Source organism: Caldicellulosiruptor diazotrophicus (assembly GCF_017347585.1).
GTDB classification, from domain to species: domain Bacteria; phylum Bacillota; class Thermoanaerobacteria; order Caldicellulosiruptorales; family Caldicellulosiruptoraceae; genus Caldicellulosiruptor; species Caldicellulosiruptor diazotrophicus.
This window is the reverse complement of the sequence record NZ_AP024480.1, coordinates 1,509,692-1,527,591: the sequence shown is the minus strand read 5'-3', so window position 1 is coordinate 1,527,591 and position 17,900 is coordinate 1,509,692. Positions and strand designations below refer to the sequence as shown.

Here is a 17,900-nt window from a genome sequence, read left to right as displayed (position 1 = left end):
GTAGCGGTAATATAAAACTGATAAACATTGGGTTTGGTAACATAGTTTCAGCGAACAGGCTGATAGCAATAGTTAGTCCTGATTCAGCCCCTATAAAAAGAATAGTTCAAGAAGCAAGAGAAAGAGGTATGCTCATTGATGCCACATATGGTAGAAGAACAAGAGCGGTTATAATCACTGACGCTGACTATGTGATACTTTCTTCTGTTCAGCCAGAGACTGTAGCACACAGAATTATAGAACCTGAAGAAGAGTTTGAAGAGGAAGAGGACATTGAAATTGAGGATGAGGATGACAAAAAATGAGAGATGGACTTTTGATTGTGATTTCAGGGCCTGCAGGGACTGGGAAGGGTACAGTTGTTGGAAGACTTCTTGAGAAAAATCCTAATATTAAGCTTTCAATTTCCAAGACAACAAGAAAGCCGAGGCCAGGGGAAAAAGAGGGCGTGAATTATTTTTTTGTATCGCGCGAGCAATTTGAAGAAGAGATTAAAAATGAGAGATTTTTAGAATATGCTGAGTATAACAATAACTATTATGGTACACCCAAAGACTTTGTCTTTGAAGCATTGGAAAGAGGATATGATGTAATTTTGGAAATTGAGACAAAAGGAGCTCTTCAGATTAAAAAAGTATTTTCGGATGCAGTACTGATATTTTTACTGCCACCATCCATAAAAGAGCTTTACAAAAGACTTGTAAAAAGAGGCACTGAGTCGGAAGATGAAATAAGAGCAAGACTTGAGATTGCGAAAAGTGAGATAAAACTTGTGCCAGAGTATGACTATTGTGTTATAAATGACAATGTGGAGGATGCTGCTGAAAAAATACAGAAGATTATCGAAGTTGAAAAACTAAAGAGTAAGAGGTTTGACATACAAAGTTTTTTGAAGGAGTGAATGAAGGATGCTTTTGCGACCAGGGCTTGACGAGCTTTTAAAGTATGTGGACAATAAATATACGCTTTCTGTGCTTGTTGCAAAAAGAGCAAGACAACTTCTTCAGCAGGCCCAAAAAAAGGTTGACATTACCAATTTTAACTTTGACAAGTATGTTTCAATGGCAGTAAATGAGGTTGCTTCTGGGAAGATTTCTTACAAGTACGTAAAGCCGGTGAAAAAGAATGAGATTAAAAAATAAAAACATATTAATAGGAGTATGCGGTGGGATAGCAGCATACAAGGTATGCGATCTAATAAGACTTTTAAAGAAAAATGAAGCAAACGTTAAGGTAGTAATGACAAAAAATGCTCAAAAATTTATAACTCCTTTAACGTTACAAACTTTATCCCAAAACAAGGTTTATACTGATACTTTTGAAAGCGAATATTTTTACGATATAGAACATATTTCTCTTACAACGTGGGCAGATATTCTTGTGGTGGCTCCTGCAACTGCAAATATAATTGGAAAATTTGCAAATGGTATTGCTGATGATTTGCTGACCACGACGTTTTTGGCATTTGACAAACCTGTACTAATTGTACCTGCAATGAATTCTAATATGTTCGAAAATGCTATTGTGAAGCAAAATATTCACAAGCTAAAATCGGTGGGGATAAGCTTTGTGGAACCCGAATCAGGGTTTTTGGCTTGCGGTGTGTATGGCAAGGGAAGATATCCAGAAAATCAAAAAATATTGATTGAGATAGAAAAGCATCTTTGCAGTCAAGACTTGGCAGGAAAGAAAGTTCTCATTACTGCAGGACCTACAAGAGAATATTTAGACCCCATCAGGTTTATTTCAAACAGATCATCTGGCAAAATGGGTTATGCTTTGGCTGAAGAGGCGTACAAAAGAGGAGCTCAAGTTACAGTCGTCTCAGGTCCAGTGAGTATCAACACCTATGCTGACATAGAAATTATACACGTGCAAACAGCTTCTCAGATGTATCAGAAGGTAAAAGAGATTTACGAGCAGTACGATATACTGATCTTTTCTGCAGCTGTGGCAGATTATAGACCTAAAACAACGAACCAAAACAAGATTAAAAAGGAAAAAAAGGATGAACTTACTATTGAACTTGTCAAAAATCCAGATATCTTAAAGTTTGTGGGAGAGAATAAAAAACCAGGTCAAATAATTGTGGGGTTTTCAGCAGAGACAGAGAATGTATTAGAAAACTCTCAAAAAAAATTAGAAGAGAAAAATGCTGATTTGATTGTTGCAAACAATGTGCTTGAAGAGGGTGCAGGTTTTGATGTTGATACAAACATTGTAACACTCATATCAAAAGAAAAGGTAGAAAATCTTCCGAAAATGAGCAAAAGTGAAGTTGCTAAAAGGATTTTCGACCATGTAGTGACTTACCTCTGCAAAATGTAGCAGAGGTAATAATTTTTAATGGATGGAGTTTGAGTTTTAAGATGATAGCTCAGGTTTGTATCAACTACCAGGACGCCAATGTTGATAAGATATTTGATTATTTAGTCCCAGCACACCTTGAAAATAGCATTGAGATAGGGAAAAGAGTGTATGTAGGCTTTGGAGTTTCAAATAGAATTGTAGAAGGGCTTGTTGTTGGGATAAAGCAAACTACTGATATAGAGGAAAATAAGTTAAAGTGTATTCTTGCTGTAATTGATAAGTTTTCAATTGTTTCAAAGGAACAGATAGAACTTGCTTTTTCAATGAAAAATTACTATGCGTTGAATTTGGGTGAGGCTTTGTCACTTGTTATACCTCCTTTTGTGAGCAACAAACAGATATATAATGTCTGTGCAAAGAATAATGGAGGATATAAAAACTTAGATGATGATTTGAGAAAATTATATGAAAGCATTTTAAAAAAACCAGTCAGCGTAAATTCAAAGCTTGTAAAAGAAAATAAAGAAAAAATAGTAAAACTATTTTTGGAAGGTTTTTTGGAATATGATTTAAGAAATTTTAATATAAAAGAAAATACTGGCAAAAATCTACTACTGGTAGAGCCAGAACTTAATTTAACCGACGAACAGCACAAAGCTGTAAACAGTATAATCTCTGCATTTGATGAAGGAGGATACAGAAATATTCTTTTGTTTGGAGTTACAGGAAGTGGAAAAACAGAGGTTTATATAAGATCAATACAACATGCAATTAGAAAAGGTAAGAGCGTAATTTTCATGGTACCAGAAATTTCACTAACACCACAGATGATAGAAAATGTTCAGAGTAGAATAGGAAACAAGGTTTTAGTATATCACAGCAAAATGAAAAGTATAGACAGGCTAAACAGCTGGCTTGCTGCCAGAAATAAAGAGGCGGTTGTGGTAATTGGTCCGCGTTCAGCAGTTTTTGCACCTGTCAAGAACCTTGGTCTTATAATTATCGATGAAGAGCATGAACCAAGCTATAAATCTGAAAAGGCACCACGGATAAATGCTGTTGAGGTTGCCCAGATGAGGGCTAAAATAAATAATATACCCATTGTACTTGGCTCTGCAACTCCATCAATTGAACATTATTATTATGCAAAGAAAGGAAAATATTCATTATGTATACTAAAAAATAGAATAAACAAAACTCTGCCAGAAGTTTTGATTGTTGATATGAAAAAAGAAGTGGGGGAAGGTAATAGGTCCATTTTTAGCAGACTTTTACTTACAGAAATAGAAAATAATCTAAAAAAAGGAGAACAAATTCTTCTTTTCTTAAACAGGAGAGGTTATTCTCCAATTGTCATATGCCGTGAGTGCGGTTATGTTTATATGTGTAAAAACTGTAGTATTTCACTTACATACCACAAAGAAGGGTATTTGAAATGTCACTATTGCGGGTACAAAGAGGAATATAGAGGTGTCTGTACAAAATGTAACAGCAGGTATGTCAGACAATATGGTAGTGGCACCCAGAAAATAGAGGAAGAGATAAAAGCGTACTTTAAAGATGCAAGGGTTTTGCGTATGGACAGTGATACAACTTCAAAAAAAGATGCGACAGAACAGTTTGTGAAAAAGTTCAGGGAAAAAGAAGCAGATATTCTTGTTGGTACGCAGATGATTGCAAAAGGTTTGCATTTCCCTGACTTGACCTTGGTTGGTGTGATAGATGCAGATATTCTTTTGAACATGCCAGATTTTAGAAGTAGAGAAAGAACATTTCAGCTTCTTACACAGGTTGCGGGTAGGTCTGGCAGGGAAAAGCCAGGAAAAGTTATAATTCAGACTTTTAACCCTGAGGATTACAGCATTGTGTTTGCTTCAAAGCACGATTATGAAAGCTTTTATGCCCAGGAAATGAGACTGAGAAAAATGATGGAATATCCACCGTACTCTTATGTAGTCAATTTTGTTACAGTAGCAAGTGAACAGAATATGGCAAAAAGGGGGATAGAGCATGTATATATTTTGCTCAGGGAGCATGAAAATGAATGTGACATGAAAATTTATGGTCCAAGTGAAAATCCTATCTTTAAAATAGAAAACCAGTACAGATATCACATATTGGTAAAGTTCAAAAGAGCTGGGCAGATGATTAGTATAGCAAATCTAATAAAAGAAAGATATAATTATAGTAACGCATCGCTTATCATCGACGTAAATCCTTTGGATACACTTTAAAAAAATAGGAGGGTTTAAATTTAGACAAATGGCACTGAGAAAAATAAGAACATATGAAGATGAGATATTGCGCAAAAAATCGAAGGTTGTTGAGAAATTTGACCAGCGACTTTGCCAGCTTCTTGACGATATGAAAGATACCATGTATGAAGCAAACGGCATTGGTCTTGCAGCGCCCCAGGTGGGGGTACTAAAAAGAGCGGTTGTGATTGATATAGGAGAAGGAGCAATTGAACTTGTCAATCCTGAAATAGAACAAGTAGAGGGAAGTGCTGTGGATGTAGAAGGATGTCTTTCTGTTCCAAATGTGTGGGGTGAGGTGGAAAGACCACAGAAAGTGGTAGTGAAAGCTCAGGATAGGTTCGGAAATGAGTTTAGACTTGAAGCAGAGGGGCTTTTAGCAAGGGCTGTGTGTCATGAGATAGATCATCTTGATGGGATTTTGTTTGTTGACAAAGTTATCCGATTTGTTTCTGAAGAGGAAATTGAACAAAGGCGGTCAAGAGGAGATAAAATGGATTTAGAATAAATTGTCTGAGTTTCAGAAAGGAGAATGTAAGTTTGAATATTGTATTTATGGGAACACCAGATTTTGCAGTTGATATTTTGCAAAAGCTTATTCAAGAGTCTTTCGTCAATTTAAAACTTGTTGTGACCCAACCTGACAAACCTGTTGGGAGAAAAAGAATATTGACAGCACCAGCTGTCAAGGAGTTTGCTCAAAAAGTTGGAATAGAAGTTGTTCAACCAGAAAAGCTAAAGAATAACGAGGAGTTTTTTGAATTTCTAAAAGAGATAAATCCTGATACAATCGTAGTTGTTGCATATGGGAAAATTCTTCCTAAAGAAGTGCTTGAGATACCTAAATTTGGATGCCTAAATGTTCATGCTTCCCTTTTACCGGAGTACAGAGGAGCTGCACCAATTCAAAGAGTACTTATGGATGGCAAGGAATATACAGGTATTACCATTATGAAAATGGACGAAGGATTAGATACAGGAGATATTCTTCTTCAGGAAAAAGTTAAAATTGAAAATGATGATGACATTTTAACACTTTCTAAAAAACTTTCAGAAATTGGTAGTCAGCTTTTAATTGAGGTTCTGAAGAATATTGAGAGTATAAATCCTGTAAAACAGGATCACAGCAGAGCGACATATGCACCTCCTATCAAAAAGGAAGAAGGAAAAATTGACTGGGATATGAGCGCAAAGGAAATCTATAATAGATTTAGAGCTCTTAAGATATGGCCAGGGATTTTTACAACTTTTAAAGAAAAACTTTTGAAGATTCATGATATGGAACTTGTTCAGGATAATGAAAACAATATTAATAGTAATGTACTAAATGGTACTATAGTTGAGATAGATGACAGCAGTATTATAATAAAAGTTAGAGATGGTCTGATAAGACTTAAACTTCTTCAGCTTGAGGGTGGGAAAAAGATTGGTGCAAGAGACTTTGTCAATGGGTATAAAATAAAAAGAGGAGATATTTTAGCCTAATTTCAGAGGAGAGGATGAAAAGTGTTTTACTATTTTGACCCTTTGTATCTTGTGTTTGCTATTCCTGCATTTTTGATATCTCTAATAGCTCAAATGAGGGTCCAGATGGTATTTTCAAAGTATTCCAGAGTCAGAACATTTTCAGGGTTAACAGGTGCCGAGGTCGCCAAAAATATACTGTGGTCCAACGGTATTTATGATGTCAGAGTAGAATATGTGCCGGGACTTTTGACAGACCATTACGACCCGCGATTTAGAGTGCTCAGACTATCACAGGGTGTTTTTGATTCAAATTCTGTTGCTGCAGTTGGAGTTGCTGCACATGAGGCAGGCCATGCCATTCAGCACTACCAAAAATATCCGTGGCTTGCTCTTAGAACTGCCATGGTCCCTGTTGTGAATATAGGGTCAAATCTGGCTTTTCCGCTCATTTTGATAGGCCTTTTGCTAAAAAATGGAGATATATTCATAAACCTTGGAATTTTGCTTTTTAGCTTGGCAGTTGTGTTTACATTAATTACGCTGCCTGTTGAATTAAATGCCAGCAAAAGGGCTGTGGATGCGTTAAAAGTAGCAGGAGTTATACTTCCTGACGAGGAGATAGCAGTAAAGAAAGTGCTTAGCGCAGCTGCTATGACATATGTTGCAGCGGTATCTGTTGCTATACTCCAGCTTTTGTACTATCTTAGTTTAGTTCAACGAAGAAGGGATGATTAAAGATTAATACGAGAGAAGCTGCTTTTCTTCTACTGTTTGAGGTTGAAAAGAAAAAGTTTTCTGGCATGGACTCTTTAATGGAGAAATTCCATCAAAAGTTAAAGAAAGAAAAGGACAAGGCTCTGTTTGTTGAGCTTGTTCATGGTGTCTTAAGATACAAAAGTCTTATTGACTACTATATTAATTTTGTTGCCAAAAAAGGAGTAAAGGATAAAAGAATATTAAATATTTTAAGAGTCGCCACATATGAACTTCTTTTTCTTGAAAAGATTCCAGAGTATGCAACAGTGAACGAGGCATGTGAAATTACAAGTAAAATAAGTCCAAATTTAAAAGCTTTTGTAAATGCAATTTTAAGGAATATAATCAGAAACAAAAATCAAATACGAGAATCATTAGAGAAAATAAAGGATGTGGATTATAAAAGTTATATCTCAATAAAGCTATCTTATCCCAGATTTTTAATAGATTATTTTGAGGAGAATTATGGATTTGAAAAGACTTTAAAGATTTTGGAATTTTTAAATACAAAGCCACCTCAGAGTATAAAGATTAATACTAAGAAGACAGACGTGAAGACTTTAATACAAGAACTTGAAAAAAACGGTTTTGAGTATGAAATCAATTTTTACAACCAAGAAGTAATCTACCTTTTGAAGGGTAACATAAAGGAAACAGAACTTTATAAAAAGGGTTATTTTTATTTTCAAGATTTGGCATCCTCACTTGTTGTGAAGTTAAATAAAGAAGATTTTGAAAGAGCAAAGAAAGTGTTAGACCTGTGTGCTGCACCGGGCGGAAAGACTTTTAACTGCGCAGAGGTTATAGATGGGTTTATTGTTGCATGTGATATAAACGAACATAAACTTGATATTTTGCGCGAAAACATTTTGCGTCTTGGATTTAATAATATTATTGTTGCAAAGAATGATGCTGAGATTTTTAATCCTGATTTTACCGAAAAATTTGATATTGTGATTGCCGACCTTCCTTGTACTGGTTTTGGTGCAATCAGGAAAAAGCCTGATATCAAATGGAATAAAAGTTATCAGGATATTGAGAATCTTCATGAGCTGCAGGTAAGAATACTTGATAATTCGGCAGGTTACTTAAAAAGAGGAGGACTTCTTTTTTATTCTACATGCACTCTGTCAAGAAGAGAAAATGAAGAAACGGTTACAGAGTTTTTAGAGAAGCACAAAGATTTTTCATTGGTATCCCAAACAACTATTTTCCCTGATGAGTTTAAATGTGATGGATTTTTTATAGCTAAACTTAGAAAAGAGGGCGGAAGATAAGAAAGATGAAAAAACCTATAAAAGATTTGACCTTGGATGAGCTAAAAAAGTGGTTTGAAAATATTGGTGAAAAACCTTTTAGAGCAGGTCAGGTCTTTGAGTGGCTTTACAAGAAAAATGCTACTGATGTAATGCAATTTTCAAATCTACCAGTTGAACTTCGAAAGAAGATTTATGATGAGTTTTTGATAAACTCTTTACAGATTTTACAACATCAAAGTGATGGAGAGAGTATAAAATTTCTGTATGAACTTTGCGATAAAAATGGAATTGAAAGTGTATTTTTGCATTATCGATATGGAAATGCAATATGCGTCTCAACGCAGGTTGGGTGCAAAATGAACTGTAGCTTTTGTGCTTCTGCTATAGGCGGATTTGTCAGAAATCTTTCGCCTGGTGAGATGGTTGACCAGGTAATCAATGCAGAAAACTTTACAGGCAAAAGAATAACAAATGTTGTTCTGATGGGCAGTGGTGAGCCATTTGACAACATTGAAAATGTGTTTAAGTTTATTGATATAATAAACTCAAAAGAAGGTAAGAACATAGGGGCAAGACATATTACAATTTCAACAATTGGCATAGTTGAAGGAATTTATAGACTTTGTAATTTTCCCAAACAGGTAAACCTTGCAATTTCTCTACATGCCCCTAACAATAGTTTGAGAGACAAACTTGTTCCGATAAACAAGAAATATCCTATTGAAGATATTATGAAAGCAATTGATTACTATATTCAAAAGACCAACAGAAGAGTCACTTTTGAGTATGCTTTAATAGATGGGATAAATGATTCTACTGAATGTGCTCAAGAGCTTGGTAAGATATTAAAAGGTAAGCTTGTGCATGTAAATTTGATACCTATTAACCCAGTTGAAGAAAAAGGGTTCAGAAGACCTTCTAAGGAAAAAATAAAAACATTTTTTGAAACCCTAAAATCCTATCAGATTCAAGTTACAATAAGAAGAGAGTTGGGCAGCAGTATATCTGCAGCTTGTGGACAGTTAAGAAGACGGTATTTTAACATATAAGGGAATTAGGGGATGAAGTATGTGAAATACATTGCAATAACAGAAAAAGGAAATGTAAGGATAAACAATGAAGATTATTATATTGTTTACAAAGGGGAAGATGGACTGAATATTTTTTTAATAGCTGATGGTATGGGTGGACACAGTGCGGGCGAGGTGGCAAGTAGCCTTGCCTGTCAGTATGTAATTGACTACATTTTACTTAATCAGAATATGTTGGAGTATTCTTTGAGTGAGACCATAAAAGAAGCTTACAGGTATGCAAATCAGAAGATTATAAACCATCAGATAAAAAATCCACTTTTGTATGGAATGGGTACTACTTTAGCGGGATTATTTTGCTATAAGGATAAGATAATTGTAAGTAACATTGGAGATTCAAGAGTCTACGTTATAGATGGCAATGAAATTAAACAAATTACAGAGGACCATTCTCTGGTTTATGAGATGTTCAAAGATGGAAAAATTACAAAAGAGGAAATTTATACTCATCCTAAGAAAAACATCATAACAAGAGCAATTGGAATAGAAGAAGAATTAGAAGTTGACCTTTATGAAATTGAACGTGACCAAAATAAGGATTATTGCTTTTTGATGTGTACTGATGGACTGACAAACATGGTTTTTGATACTCAAATTCATAAAATATTTAGAGAAAATGGTTTTTATGATGTAGGTAAGAAATTAATTGAAAAAGCCCTTGAGGCAGGTGGTATTGACAATATTACAATTGTATATCTTCTGTTGTAAGATAAAAGAGATTTTGTGAGGGTGATGATTGTTTATGGATGAGTTTGTAATAGGAAACAGATACAAAGTTGAAGAGAAATTAGGAAGCGGTGGAATGTCGGTTGTTTACAAAGCTAAAGACGCAATTTTGAATAGATATGTTGCAATAAAAGTTTTGAGGTCGGAATTTGCAACAGACGAGGAATTTTTGCAACGGTTCAGAACAGAAGCGCTGGCAGCAGCATCTCTTTCACATCCTAACATTGTATCTATCTATGATGTTGGTGAGCAGGACGGGATGTACTACATAGTTATGGAATATGTAAATGGCAAAACTTTAAAAGAGTTTATGAAAGAAACGGGCAGGATCAGTCCAAGAGATGCAACAACCATTGCTATACAGGTTTTGAGAGCTTTGGACCATGCCCACAAAAAAGGCATTGTGCACAGGGATATAAAGCCACAAAACATCTTGATTGACGAAAATGGAATTGTCAAAGTAACAGATTTTGGCATTGCGCGTGCAGTTTCAACAGGTACCATTATAAACACTAATCTTACCATTGGCTCTGTTCACTATTTTTCGCCAGAACAGGCAAGAGGAGGATATGTAGACAATAGGTCTGACCTATACTCTCTTGGAGTGGTACTTTATGAAATGGTGACTGGAGTTTTGCCGTTCGATGGGGATACTCCAATTTCTATTGCGCTAAAACATCTGCAAGAACAGCCAATAAAACCTACGCTTTATAATCCTAATATACCAAAAAGCTTAGAAGCAATAATTTTAAAGGCAATGCAAAAAGATATTTTACTGAGATATCAATCAGCCAGTGAAATGATTCAAGATTTGAAAAATTCGCTTATTGAACCAGAGGGCGATTTTGTCAAGATAGATTCTCACGAAAATGCTGCTACCAAACAGTTTCAGCTTGAAAAGATAAAATCGGATAATACCTCAGTAGACCCAAAAAAAGAGTCAAAAGAAAAAAGAAAAGATTGGATATATGTGGTAGCAGGAATTTTAACTGCCCTTATTATTGTTGCATTAGGCTGGCTGATATTTTATAATGCTATTGGGAAAAGCCTGACTTATCAAGAAAATGACATTACGATGCCAGACCTTGTAGGTTTTTCAATTGATGATGCAAAAACAAAGCTTAATGAACTTGGGTTAAAATATTCAATTGAAGAGAAAAATGACCCGGCTGAAAAAGGAGTGGTCATCAATCAAGACCCAGCTGCAGGTATTAAAGTGAAAAAAGATACTACTATCAAGCTAATAGTTAGCAAAGGACCAGAAATGGTCAAAGTTCCAGATGTTGTTGGGCTTAATATCAAAGATGCTCAGATAGAACTCGATAACAGTGGCTTGAGTGTTGAGGTAAAAAAAGATTATTCTGACAAGCCAGTGGATACAGTTATTGAACAACAGCCTTCTGCAAACCAATTCATAGAAAAAAATGGTACAGTAATTTTGACTGTAAGTTTGGGTCCCAAAATTGAAAAAGTATTAGTTCCAGATGTGACAGGAATGAATATTGTTGATGCCAAAGATGTTTTACAAAAAAACGGACTTAACGTTGGAAACATAACTTATAAAGAGGTTACAGATAGAGAATCTGATATTGTTGTCAGTCAATCACCATCTTATGGGCAGCAAGTTGTAAAAGGAAGTACTGTTGATTTAATAGTGACCAAAAAGGTTGAGCCAAAAACCACAACCAAGATTATTATAAAGACAGTAATTTTACCTTCTGATTTAAATGAAGCGAATGTTAAAATAGTGGTAAGTTCAAACGGGAATGAGAGCATAGTATTTGATAGAATAGTGAAAAAAGAAGAAACACCCTTGCAGGTTAAAATTCCTATCACTGGTCCATCTACAATTAGAATGTATATAAATGACCAATTATCAACAGAAGAGATGGTGGAATAGCTATGCAGATAAATGGGGTAATTGGAAAACTAATTGCTGGATTTTATTATGTATATGACCATGATGGAAATATATATGAATGCAGGGCACGAGGAGTTTTTAGAAAGGATGATATCAATCCGCTTGTGGGCGACAAGGTTGTTATCGTAGAGAAAAGCAAAGGTTCATACATTATCGATAGGATTCTGCCAAGAAAAAATCAGTTAATCCGCCCACCAATTGCAAATGTGGATATTGCTATTGTAGTGGTTGCATCTGTGTCACCTGAAGTATCTTTAATTGCTATGGATAAACTTTTGGTCAATGTATTAAAAGAAAAAGTAAAACCTATAATTTGTGTTAATAAAATTGATTTAGATGCAGGAAAGACATTTGAGATGATAAAACAACAGTACAGTTTATTTAACGTTATAGGTGTGTCTGCAAAGACTGGAGAAGGTATTGATAAACTCAAAAATTATATTCAAGGAAAGATTTCAGTTTTTGCTGGACAGTCTGGAGTAGGAAAAAGTTCTATATTAAATTGTTTGATTCCGGGGGCAAACTTGAAAGTTGGCGAAATTTCTAAAAAGATTGAGAGAGGTAGGCATACAACAAGAGTAGTAGAACTGTTGCGTTTAGGGGAGGATACCTATATTGCAGACACGCCAGGTTTTAGTTCTATTGAAATAATAGGACTTTTAAGACATGAACTCAAATATTATTACCCAGAATTTTATGATTTTGAAGGTTGCAGATTTCCAGGGTGCAACCATATATTTGAACCTGACTGTATGATAAAAGCTGCAGTGACCGAAAAAAAGATAAATTTTGAAAGGTATGAGAGGTACAAACAAATATTTATGCAACTTCCTGCACAAAAAGAGTATGATTAAAGGAGAGGATTAAAAGTTGCAGATAAAGATTGCACCATCTATTTTATCTTCTGATTTTGCAGATTTGAAAAACGAGCTTAAAAAACTTGAGTTAGCTAAAGCTGATTTAGTCCATATAGATGTTATGGATGGAAACTTTGTGGATAATATCACAATTGGTGCTCCAGTAGTAAGCAGTCTCAGGAAAAATTCAACACTTTTTTTTGATGTACATCTAATGGTTTTACATCCTGAAAAACATATTGAAAAATTTGTTCAAAGCGGTGCTGACAATATTACAGTTCACGCAGAGGCAACTTACCACTTGGATGCCCTCCTCAGTAAAATAAAAAGTTTTGGCAAAAAAGCAAGTGTTGCACTAAATCCTGCAACGCCTGTATACATGATAGAAAATGTTCTTGAAATTGTTGATATGGTTTTAGTTATGACTGTAAATCCTGGATATGGGGGGCAAAAATTTATACCATATACTCTCAAAAAGATCGAAATGTTGGCAAACCTTAGAGAAAAGGAAGGACTTTCGTTTGAGATAGAAGTTGATGGTGGCATTAATGAAGAGACAATTGTTGATTGTGTAAATGCAGGTGCAAACGTGATAGTTGCAGGTTCATATGTATTTGACAGTGGTAATGTTTCAAAATCTATTGAGGTTTTGAGAAGTAAGGTTCAGAGTTTGAGGTAATAATTTTTGCGCTTCTTGTTAAAATAAAATTAAGGTGGTATAATATTTATAATCAGAATTGCTGACATAAAGTAAATTAGCATGAGAGTGGGTATCCCCCACTCTTTAATATTGTTTATGGAGTTTTCAAAGTAAGAAAGCTTTAATTGAAGGGAAGGGTTATGCTGATGTCAAAAATAACAAAAAAAGTGGAGGAACTTGTAAAACCTATATTAGAAAGGTATGGCTTTGACTTGGTGGATATTGAATTTAAAAAGGAAGGGAAAAATCATTTTTTGAGAGTATATATAGACAAACCCGGGGGAATTACAATAGATGACTGTCAGCTTGTTAGTGAAGAACTTTCTGAAAAGCTTGACATTGTTGATCCTATTCCGTTTAGCTATTATTTAGAGGTCTCATCGCCGGGTATTGACAGACCTCTTATCAGTGACAGGGATTTTATAAGAAACAGAGGAAGAGTTGTTGATGTATTTTTGAATCAACCTTTTTTGAACCGTACAAAGATTACAGGAGAGCTTGTGGAGAAGAATGAAAAATATTTAGTTTTGATTGTTGATAAAGAGAAGATAGATATACCTGTAGGAAATATAAAGAAAGTAAAGCTTGCAATAAGATTTTAACTAAGGTAAAAAGGGGGATTATAGAAAAATGCCAAAAAAAGACCAAACTCTCGATTTTCAGGAGCTGTTTTCAGCAATTGATGAGCTTGAAAGAGAATATAAGATAGAAAAAGATTATGTATACTCAGTGTTAGAATCAGCTCTTTTGACAGCTTACAAGCAGGTAAAAGGAATAAAAGACAAAAATCTTTCTAACGTTAAAGTTTCTATCAACCCAGAAGAGGGAAATGTAAAAATTTATGAATACAAAAAAGTTGTTGAAAACGTAAAAGATAGAAGAAATGAAATTTCACTTGAGGATGCACAAAAAATTGATAAGAGGTATAAAATTGGTGATACTGTAACAATAGAGGTTCCTATTTCCCAATTTAGTAGAAAAGCAGCAATGACAGTCAGACAGACAGTTATTGGGAAAATAAGAGAGAGAAAGAGAAACATAATCTTTGAAGATTATTCTTCAAAGATTGATAACATAGTTACAGGTGTTATACAGAGGATTGACAAAAAGAATGTTATAGTAGAGATTGAAGGTGGAAGAGTTGAGGCGATACTTCCCATGGAGGAGCAGATACCAGGTGAAGAATACAAGCCAGGTACAATGATGAAATTTTATCTTGTTGATGTAAAAATTCCACCCAAAGAAAAAGAGCCCATTGTGTATCTTTCAAGAACGCATCCAAATTTAGTAAAAAGACTTATGGAGAATGAGGTGCCTGAGATACAAGATGGCATAATTGAAATAAAGGCAATTGCAAGAGAGGCAGGTTCAAGGTCAAAGGTGGCAGTTTATTCTAACAGTTTAAAGGTTGACCCTGTTGGAGCTTGTATAGGTGAAAAAGGGATACGAATTCAGAATGTGCTAAAACATTTGAATGGTGAGAAGATTGATATTGTAAAGTGGAGCAGTGACATTGGCGAGTTTATAAAAAATGCCCTCAGCCCTGCGGAGGTTGTGCATATTGATTTGAATCTAATTGAAAAAAAAGCTTTTGTCCTTGTTCCAAATAGCCAATTATCTCTTGCTATTGGCAAGGGTGGGCAGAACGCTCGGCTTGCAGCAAAACTAACTGGTTGGAAGATAGATATTAAGGGTAAATGATTGATTGGGGTGGAAATGTGCAAGAGTATATTCCGCATAGAAAATGCGTCGGCTGTATGAGCATAAAGCCAAAAAAAGAACTTTTGCGAATAGTCAAAACAAATGAGGGAATTTTTATTGATTCAAAACAGAAAATGCCAGGAAGAGGAGCATATATTTGCAAAGATTTAGAGTGTTTAAAACTTGCCATAAAGAAAAAGGGATTAGAGAGATCTCTTAAGATTAATGTTCCAAAAAGCTTCTATGAAGAACTTGAAAGATTTTTAAAAGATAGGTAATAAAAAGCTTTTATGTGGAGGTGTGGGAATGACTAATAAGCTTAGGATATATGAGTTTGCGAAGCTTCTTGACATGCAAAATAAAGATTTAATGGACGTACTTAACAAGTTGAATATTGAGCACAAAAATCATATGAGTGCTCTTGAAGAGAATGATATAAATCTTGTACTTGAATATATTTTACAAGAGAAGGACAAACAACAAGCAGAAAGAAGAGCAGAAAGAAGACCTATTTCAAAGGAACCCCAGATGCAAGAAAAGAGACAAAAACCAGATGTTAGGAAATCACGAAGGTTTGATGAAAAGCCTCGTCATGAAAGAAAGGCAGAAGAAAAAAGCAGACAACTGCGAGATGAAACACAGAAAGATGAAAGATATAAAAAAGAAGATAAACCAGCAAAGTCTGAGTCGAGAGACAAAACAGCAGTACAGGAGAGTAGAAAAATTATAGAAATTGATTTTAAATCTGAAGTAGAGAAGAAACAGGTTTCCAAACCAAAGTACGAGGTTGCAAAGGAGCAAAAAATAGAGAAGAAATTTCAGGATAAGGCTCAAGCAAAACAAAAACAAGAAAGGACTCCAAAACATAGAAAACAAGCTTTTGCCGTTGAGGAAGATCATCATGAGATGCCATTGGACAGAGAAGAGCTTGAAAAGGTTGATAGAGAAGTTGAAAATACTCTTTTAGAAGAAGAATACTTGCAAGAAAAGCATGTCAGACGTGGTAGAAAAGAAAAACTTAAGAAGAAGTCAAAAGAGCAAAAAGAGGTTTTGAAACTACAAACAAAACAAGCTCAAGATGAGAAAAAAGAAGAACTAATAAAGATACCAGAAAAGATTGTGGTTGGCGAGTTTGCAAACTTAATAGGAAAACCTGCAGCAGAGATTATCAAAAAACTTATAATGCTTGGTGTGATGGCAAATATAAACCAGGAGATAGATTTTGATATTGCATCTTTAATAGCAGAAGACTATGGATTTAAAGTGGAAAAAGAGATTATAAAAACTGAAGAAGAGATTCTTTTGGAAGACCAGGAAGATCCACCAGAAAGCCTTGTGCCACGACCACCTGTTGTTGTTGTAATGGGTCATGTTGACCATGGAAAGACATCTTTGCTTGACGCTATACGAAAAACAAATGTGACAGAAAAAGAAGCCGGTGGAATTACACAGCATATAGGTGCATCTGTTGTTGAGGTAAACGGCAGAAGGATAACATTTTTAGACACGCCTGGACATGAAGCATTTACTGCAATGAGAGCAAGAGGTGCACAAGTTACTGATATAGCAGTGCTTGTAGTTGCAGCTGATGATGGTGTTATGCCACAGACAATAGAAGCTATCAATCACGCGAAAGCAGCAAATGTTACTATCATAGTTGCAATAAACAAAATCGATAAGCCAGAGGCAAATCCCGAAAGAGTAAAGCAGCAGCTATCAGAATATGGACTTATTCCAGAGGAGTGGGGTGGAGACACAGTATTTGTAAATGTCTCTGCAAAGAAAAAGATAGGTATTGACCATCTGCTTGAAATGATTTTACTTGTTGCAGACCTTATGGAGCTCAAAGCAAATCCAAACAGACCTGCCCGCGGTAGAGTAATTGAAGCAAAACTTGACAAAGGTAGAGGACCTGTTGCAACAGTTTTGATTCAAAAAGGAACGCTAAAAGTAGGAGATTATGTTGTTGTTGGAAACACATGGGGAAGAATTCGTGCGATGATGGACGATAAAGGTCAGAGAATAAAAGAAGCAGGACCTTCCATGCCTGTTGAGATTTTGGGACTTGAAGATGTGCCTATTGCAGGTGACGAGCTTGTATGTGTGAAAGATGAAAAGACAGCAAAGACGGTTGCACAGATTAGACAGGAAAAGCTCAAAGAAGAAAAGATGCAAAGCACAAAGATATCTCTTGATGAACTTTTTGAAAGAATTCAAAAAGGCCAGCTAAAAGAATTAAGGGTTATAATAAAAGCTGACGTTCAAGGGTCGGTGGAAGCTTTAAAATCTGCTGTTGAAAGACTTTCAAACGACAAGGTTACTGTTAAGGTCATACATGCCGCTGTTGGTGCTATCACTGAATCAGATGTTACTTTGGCTTCTGCATCTGACGCTATAATAATAGGATTTAATGTCAGACCAGAGGTTGGTGCAATGTCACTTGCTGAAAAAGAAAAGGTTGATGTGAGAATGTACAGGATAATCTATGATGTTATAAATGACATTGAAGCAGCCATGAAGGGATTGCTTGAGCCTGTATATAAAGAAGTGGTAATAGGACATGCAGAAGTCAGACAGATATTCAAATCATCTGCAGTTGGTACAATTGCAGGGTGTTATGTTCTGGACGGCAAGATAACAAGGACAGCAAACGCGCGAATTATTCGTGACGGTGTTGTTGTATATGAAGGGAGACTTGCGTCGCTCAAGCGTTTTAAAGATGATGTCAGAGAAGTTGCAGCCGGATATGAATGTGGTATGACCTTTGAAAAGTTTAACGATATAAAAGAAGGGGATATTGTGGAAGCATATGAGATGCAGAAAGTGGAAAACTAAATTATAAAAGAGGTGAGGGGAA

18 protein-coding genes are annotated in these 17,900 nt (G+C 35.3%); all 18 read left to right on the top strand.

Annotated elements, in window-relative coordinates; translation table 11 throughout:
• Window positions 1–11: 11 nt before the first annotated feature.
• The 18 genes from remA to infB all read left to right on the top strand — a co-directional run bounded on the left by remA (window position 12) and on the right by infB (window position 17,878).
• A complete protein-coding gene (remA, locus tag CaldiYA01_RS07375) occupies window positions 12–305 on the top strand; it encodes an extracellular matrix/biofilm regulator RemA (protein WP_307729601.1) in 294 nt (97 codons plus the stop codon).
• Entirely contained in the window at window positions 302–901 is a 600-nt protein-coding gene (gmk, locus tag CaldiYA01_RS07370) for a guanylate kinase (RefSeq protein WP_207178334.1), read from the top strand. The genes remA and gmk overlap by 4 nt, the downstream gene beginning before the upstream one ends.
• Window positions 902–908: 7 nt before the next feature.
• Window positions 909–1,142 carry a DNA-directed RNA polymerase subunit omega gene (gene rpoZ / locus CaldiYA01_RS07365; RefSeq protein ID WP_207178332.1) on the top strand — a complete coding sequence of 78 codons (234 nt, stop codon included), beginning with the start codon at window positions 909–911 and terminating at the stop codon, window positions 1,140–1,142.
• Entirely contained in the window at window positions 1,126–2,328 is a 1,203-nt protein-coding gene (gene coaBC, locus CaldiYA01_RS07360; RefSeq protein ID WP_207178330.1) for a bifunctional phosphopantothenoylcysteine decarboxylase/phosphopantothenate--cysteine ligase CoaBC, read from the top strand. Before rpoZ ends, coaBC begins: the two co-directional genes overlap by 17 nt.
• A 41-nt stretch (window positions 2,329–2,369) precedes the next feature.
• Window positions 2,370–4,544, top strand: a complete 2,175-nt coding sequence (priA, locus tag CaldiYA01_RS07355; RefSeq protein ID WP_207178328.1) for a replication restart helicase PriA — start codon at window positions 2,370–2,372, stop codon at window positions 4,542–4,544.
• A 28-nt stretch (window positions 4,545–4,572) separates the two neighbouring features.
• Window positions 4,573–5,073 carry a peptide deformylase gene (def, locus tag CaldiYA01_RS07350; RefSeq protein ID WP_015907552.1) on the top strand — a complete coding sequence of 167 codons (501 nt, stop codon included), beginning with the start codon at window positions 4,573–4,575 and terminating at the stop codon, window positions 5,071–5,073.
• A 32-nt stretch (window positions 5,074–5,105) separates the two neighbouring features.
• The gene (gene fmt / locus CaldiYA01_RS07345; RefSeq protein ID WP_269076396.1) at window positions 5,106–6,050 is read left to right on the top strand and encodes a methionyl-tRNA formyltransferase; all 945 of its coding nucleotides are present in this window, start codon (window positions 5,106–5,108) and stop codon (window positions 6,048–6,050) included.
• Between the two features lie 21 nt (window positions 6,051–6,071).
• Window positions 6,072–6,767, top strand: a complete 696-nt coding sequence (locus tag CaldiYA01_RS07340; RefSeq protein ID WP_207178326.1) for a zinc metallopeptidase — start codon at window positions 6,072–6,074, stop codon at window positions 6,765–6,767.
• Window positions 6,768–6,769: 2 nt separating this feature from the next.
• Window positions 6,770–8,065 (top strand): 16S rRNA (cytosine(967)-C(5))-methyltransferase RsmB, encoded by a 1,296-nt coding sequence (rsmB, locus tag CaldiYA01_RS07335; protein WP_207182765.1) that lies wholly within the window; start codon window positions 6,770–6,772, stop codon window positions 8,063–8,065.
• Between the two features lie 5 nt (window positions 8,066–8,070).
• Complete coding sequence (rlmN, locus tag CaldiYA01_RS07330; RefSeq protein ID WP_207178324.1) at window positions 8,071–9,096, top strand: 23S rRNA (adenine(2503)-C(2))-methyltransferase RlmN; 1,026 nt, start codon at window positions 8,071–8,073, stop codon at window positions 9,094–9,096.
• A gap of 12 nt (window positions 9,097–9,108) precedes the next feature.
• Window positions 9,109–9,846, top strand: coding sequence for a Stp1/IreP family PP2C-type Ser/Thr phosphatase (locus tag CaldiYA01_RS07325; protein ID WP_207178322.1), 738 nt, complete (start codon window positions 9,109–9,111; stop codon window positions 9,844–9,846).
• 34 nt (window positions 9,847–9,880) lie between these two features.
• Window positions 9,881–11,764, top strand: coding sequence for a Stk1 family PASTA domain-containing Ser/Thr kinase (gene pknB, locus CaldiYA01_RS07320; protein ID WP_207178321.1), 1,884 nt, complete (start codon window positions 9,881–9,883; stop codon window positions 11,762–11,764).
• A gap of 2 nt (window positions 11,765–11,766) precedes the next feature.
• On the top strand, window positions 11,767–12,639 hold the full coding sequence (rsgA, locus tag CaldiYA01_RS07315; RefSeq protein ID WP_207178319.1) for a ribosome small subunit-dependent GTPase A: 873 nt from the start codon (window positions 11,767–11,769) through the stop codon (window positions 12,637–12,639).
• 16 nt (window positions 12,640–12,655) lie between these two features.
• Complete coding sequence (gene rpe / locus CaldiYA01_RS07310; protein ID WP_207178317.1) at window positions 12,656–13,321, top strand: ribulose-phosphate 3-epimerase; 666 nt, start codon at window positions 12,656–12,658, stop codon at window positions 13,319–13,321.
• A gap of 167 nt (window positions 13,322–13,488) precedes the next feature.
• On the top strand, window positions 13,489–13,944 hold the full coding sequence (locus CaldiYA01_RS07305; RefSeq protein WP_207178315.1) for a ribosome maturation factor RimP: 456 nt from the start codon (window positions 13,489–13,491) through the stop codon (window positions 13,942–13,944).
• A gap of 28 nt (window positions 13,945–13,972) precedes the next feature.
• The gene (gene nusA / locus CaldiYA01_RS07300) at window positions 13,973–15,043 is read left to right on the top strand and encodes a transcription termination factor NusA (protein ID WP_207178313.1); all 1,071 of its coding nucleotides are present in this window, start codon (window positions 13,973–13,975) and stop codon (window positions 15,041–15,043) included.
• A 17-nt stretch (window positions 15,044–15,060) separates the two neighbouring features.
• Entirely contained in the window at window positions 15,061–15,321 is a 261-nt protein-coding gene (rnpM, locus tag CaldiYA01_RS07295; RefSeq protein WP_238480491.1) for an RNase P modulator RnpM, read from the top strand.
• 28 nt (window positions 15,322–15,349) lie between these two features.
• The gene (gene infB, locus CaldiYA01_RS07290; RefSeq protein ID WP_207178309.1) at window positions 15,350–17,878 is read left to right on the top strand and encodes a translation initiation factor IF-2; all 2,529 of its coding nucleotides are present in this window, start codon (window positions 15,350–15,352) and stop codon (window positions 17,876–17,878) included.
• The last annotated feature ends 22 nt before the right edge of the window (window positions 17,879–17,900 follow it).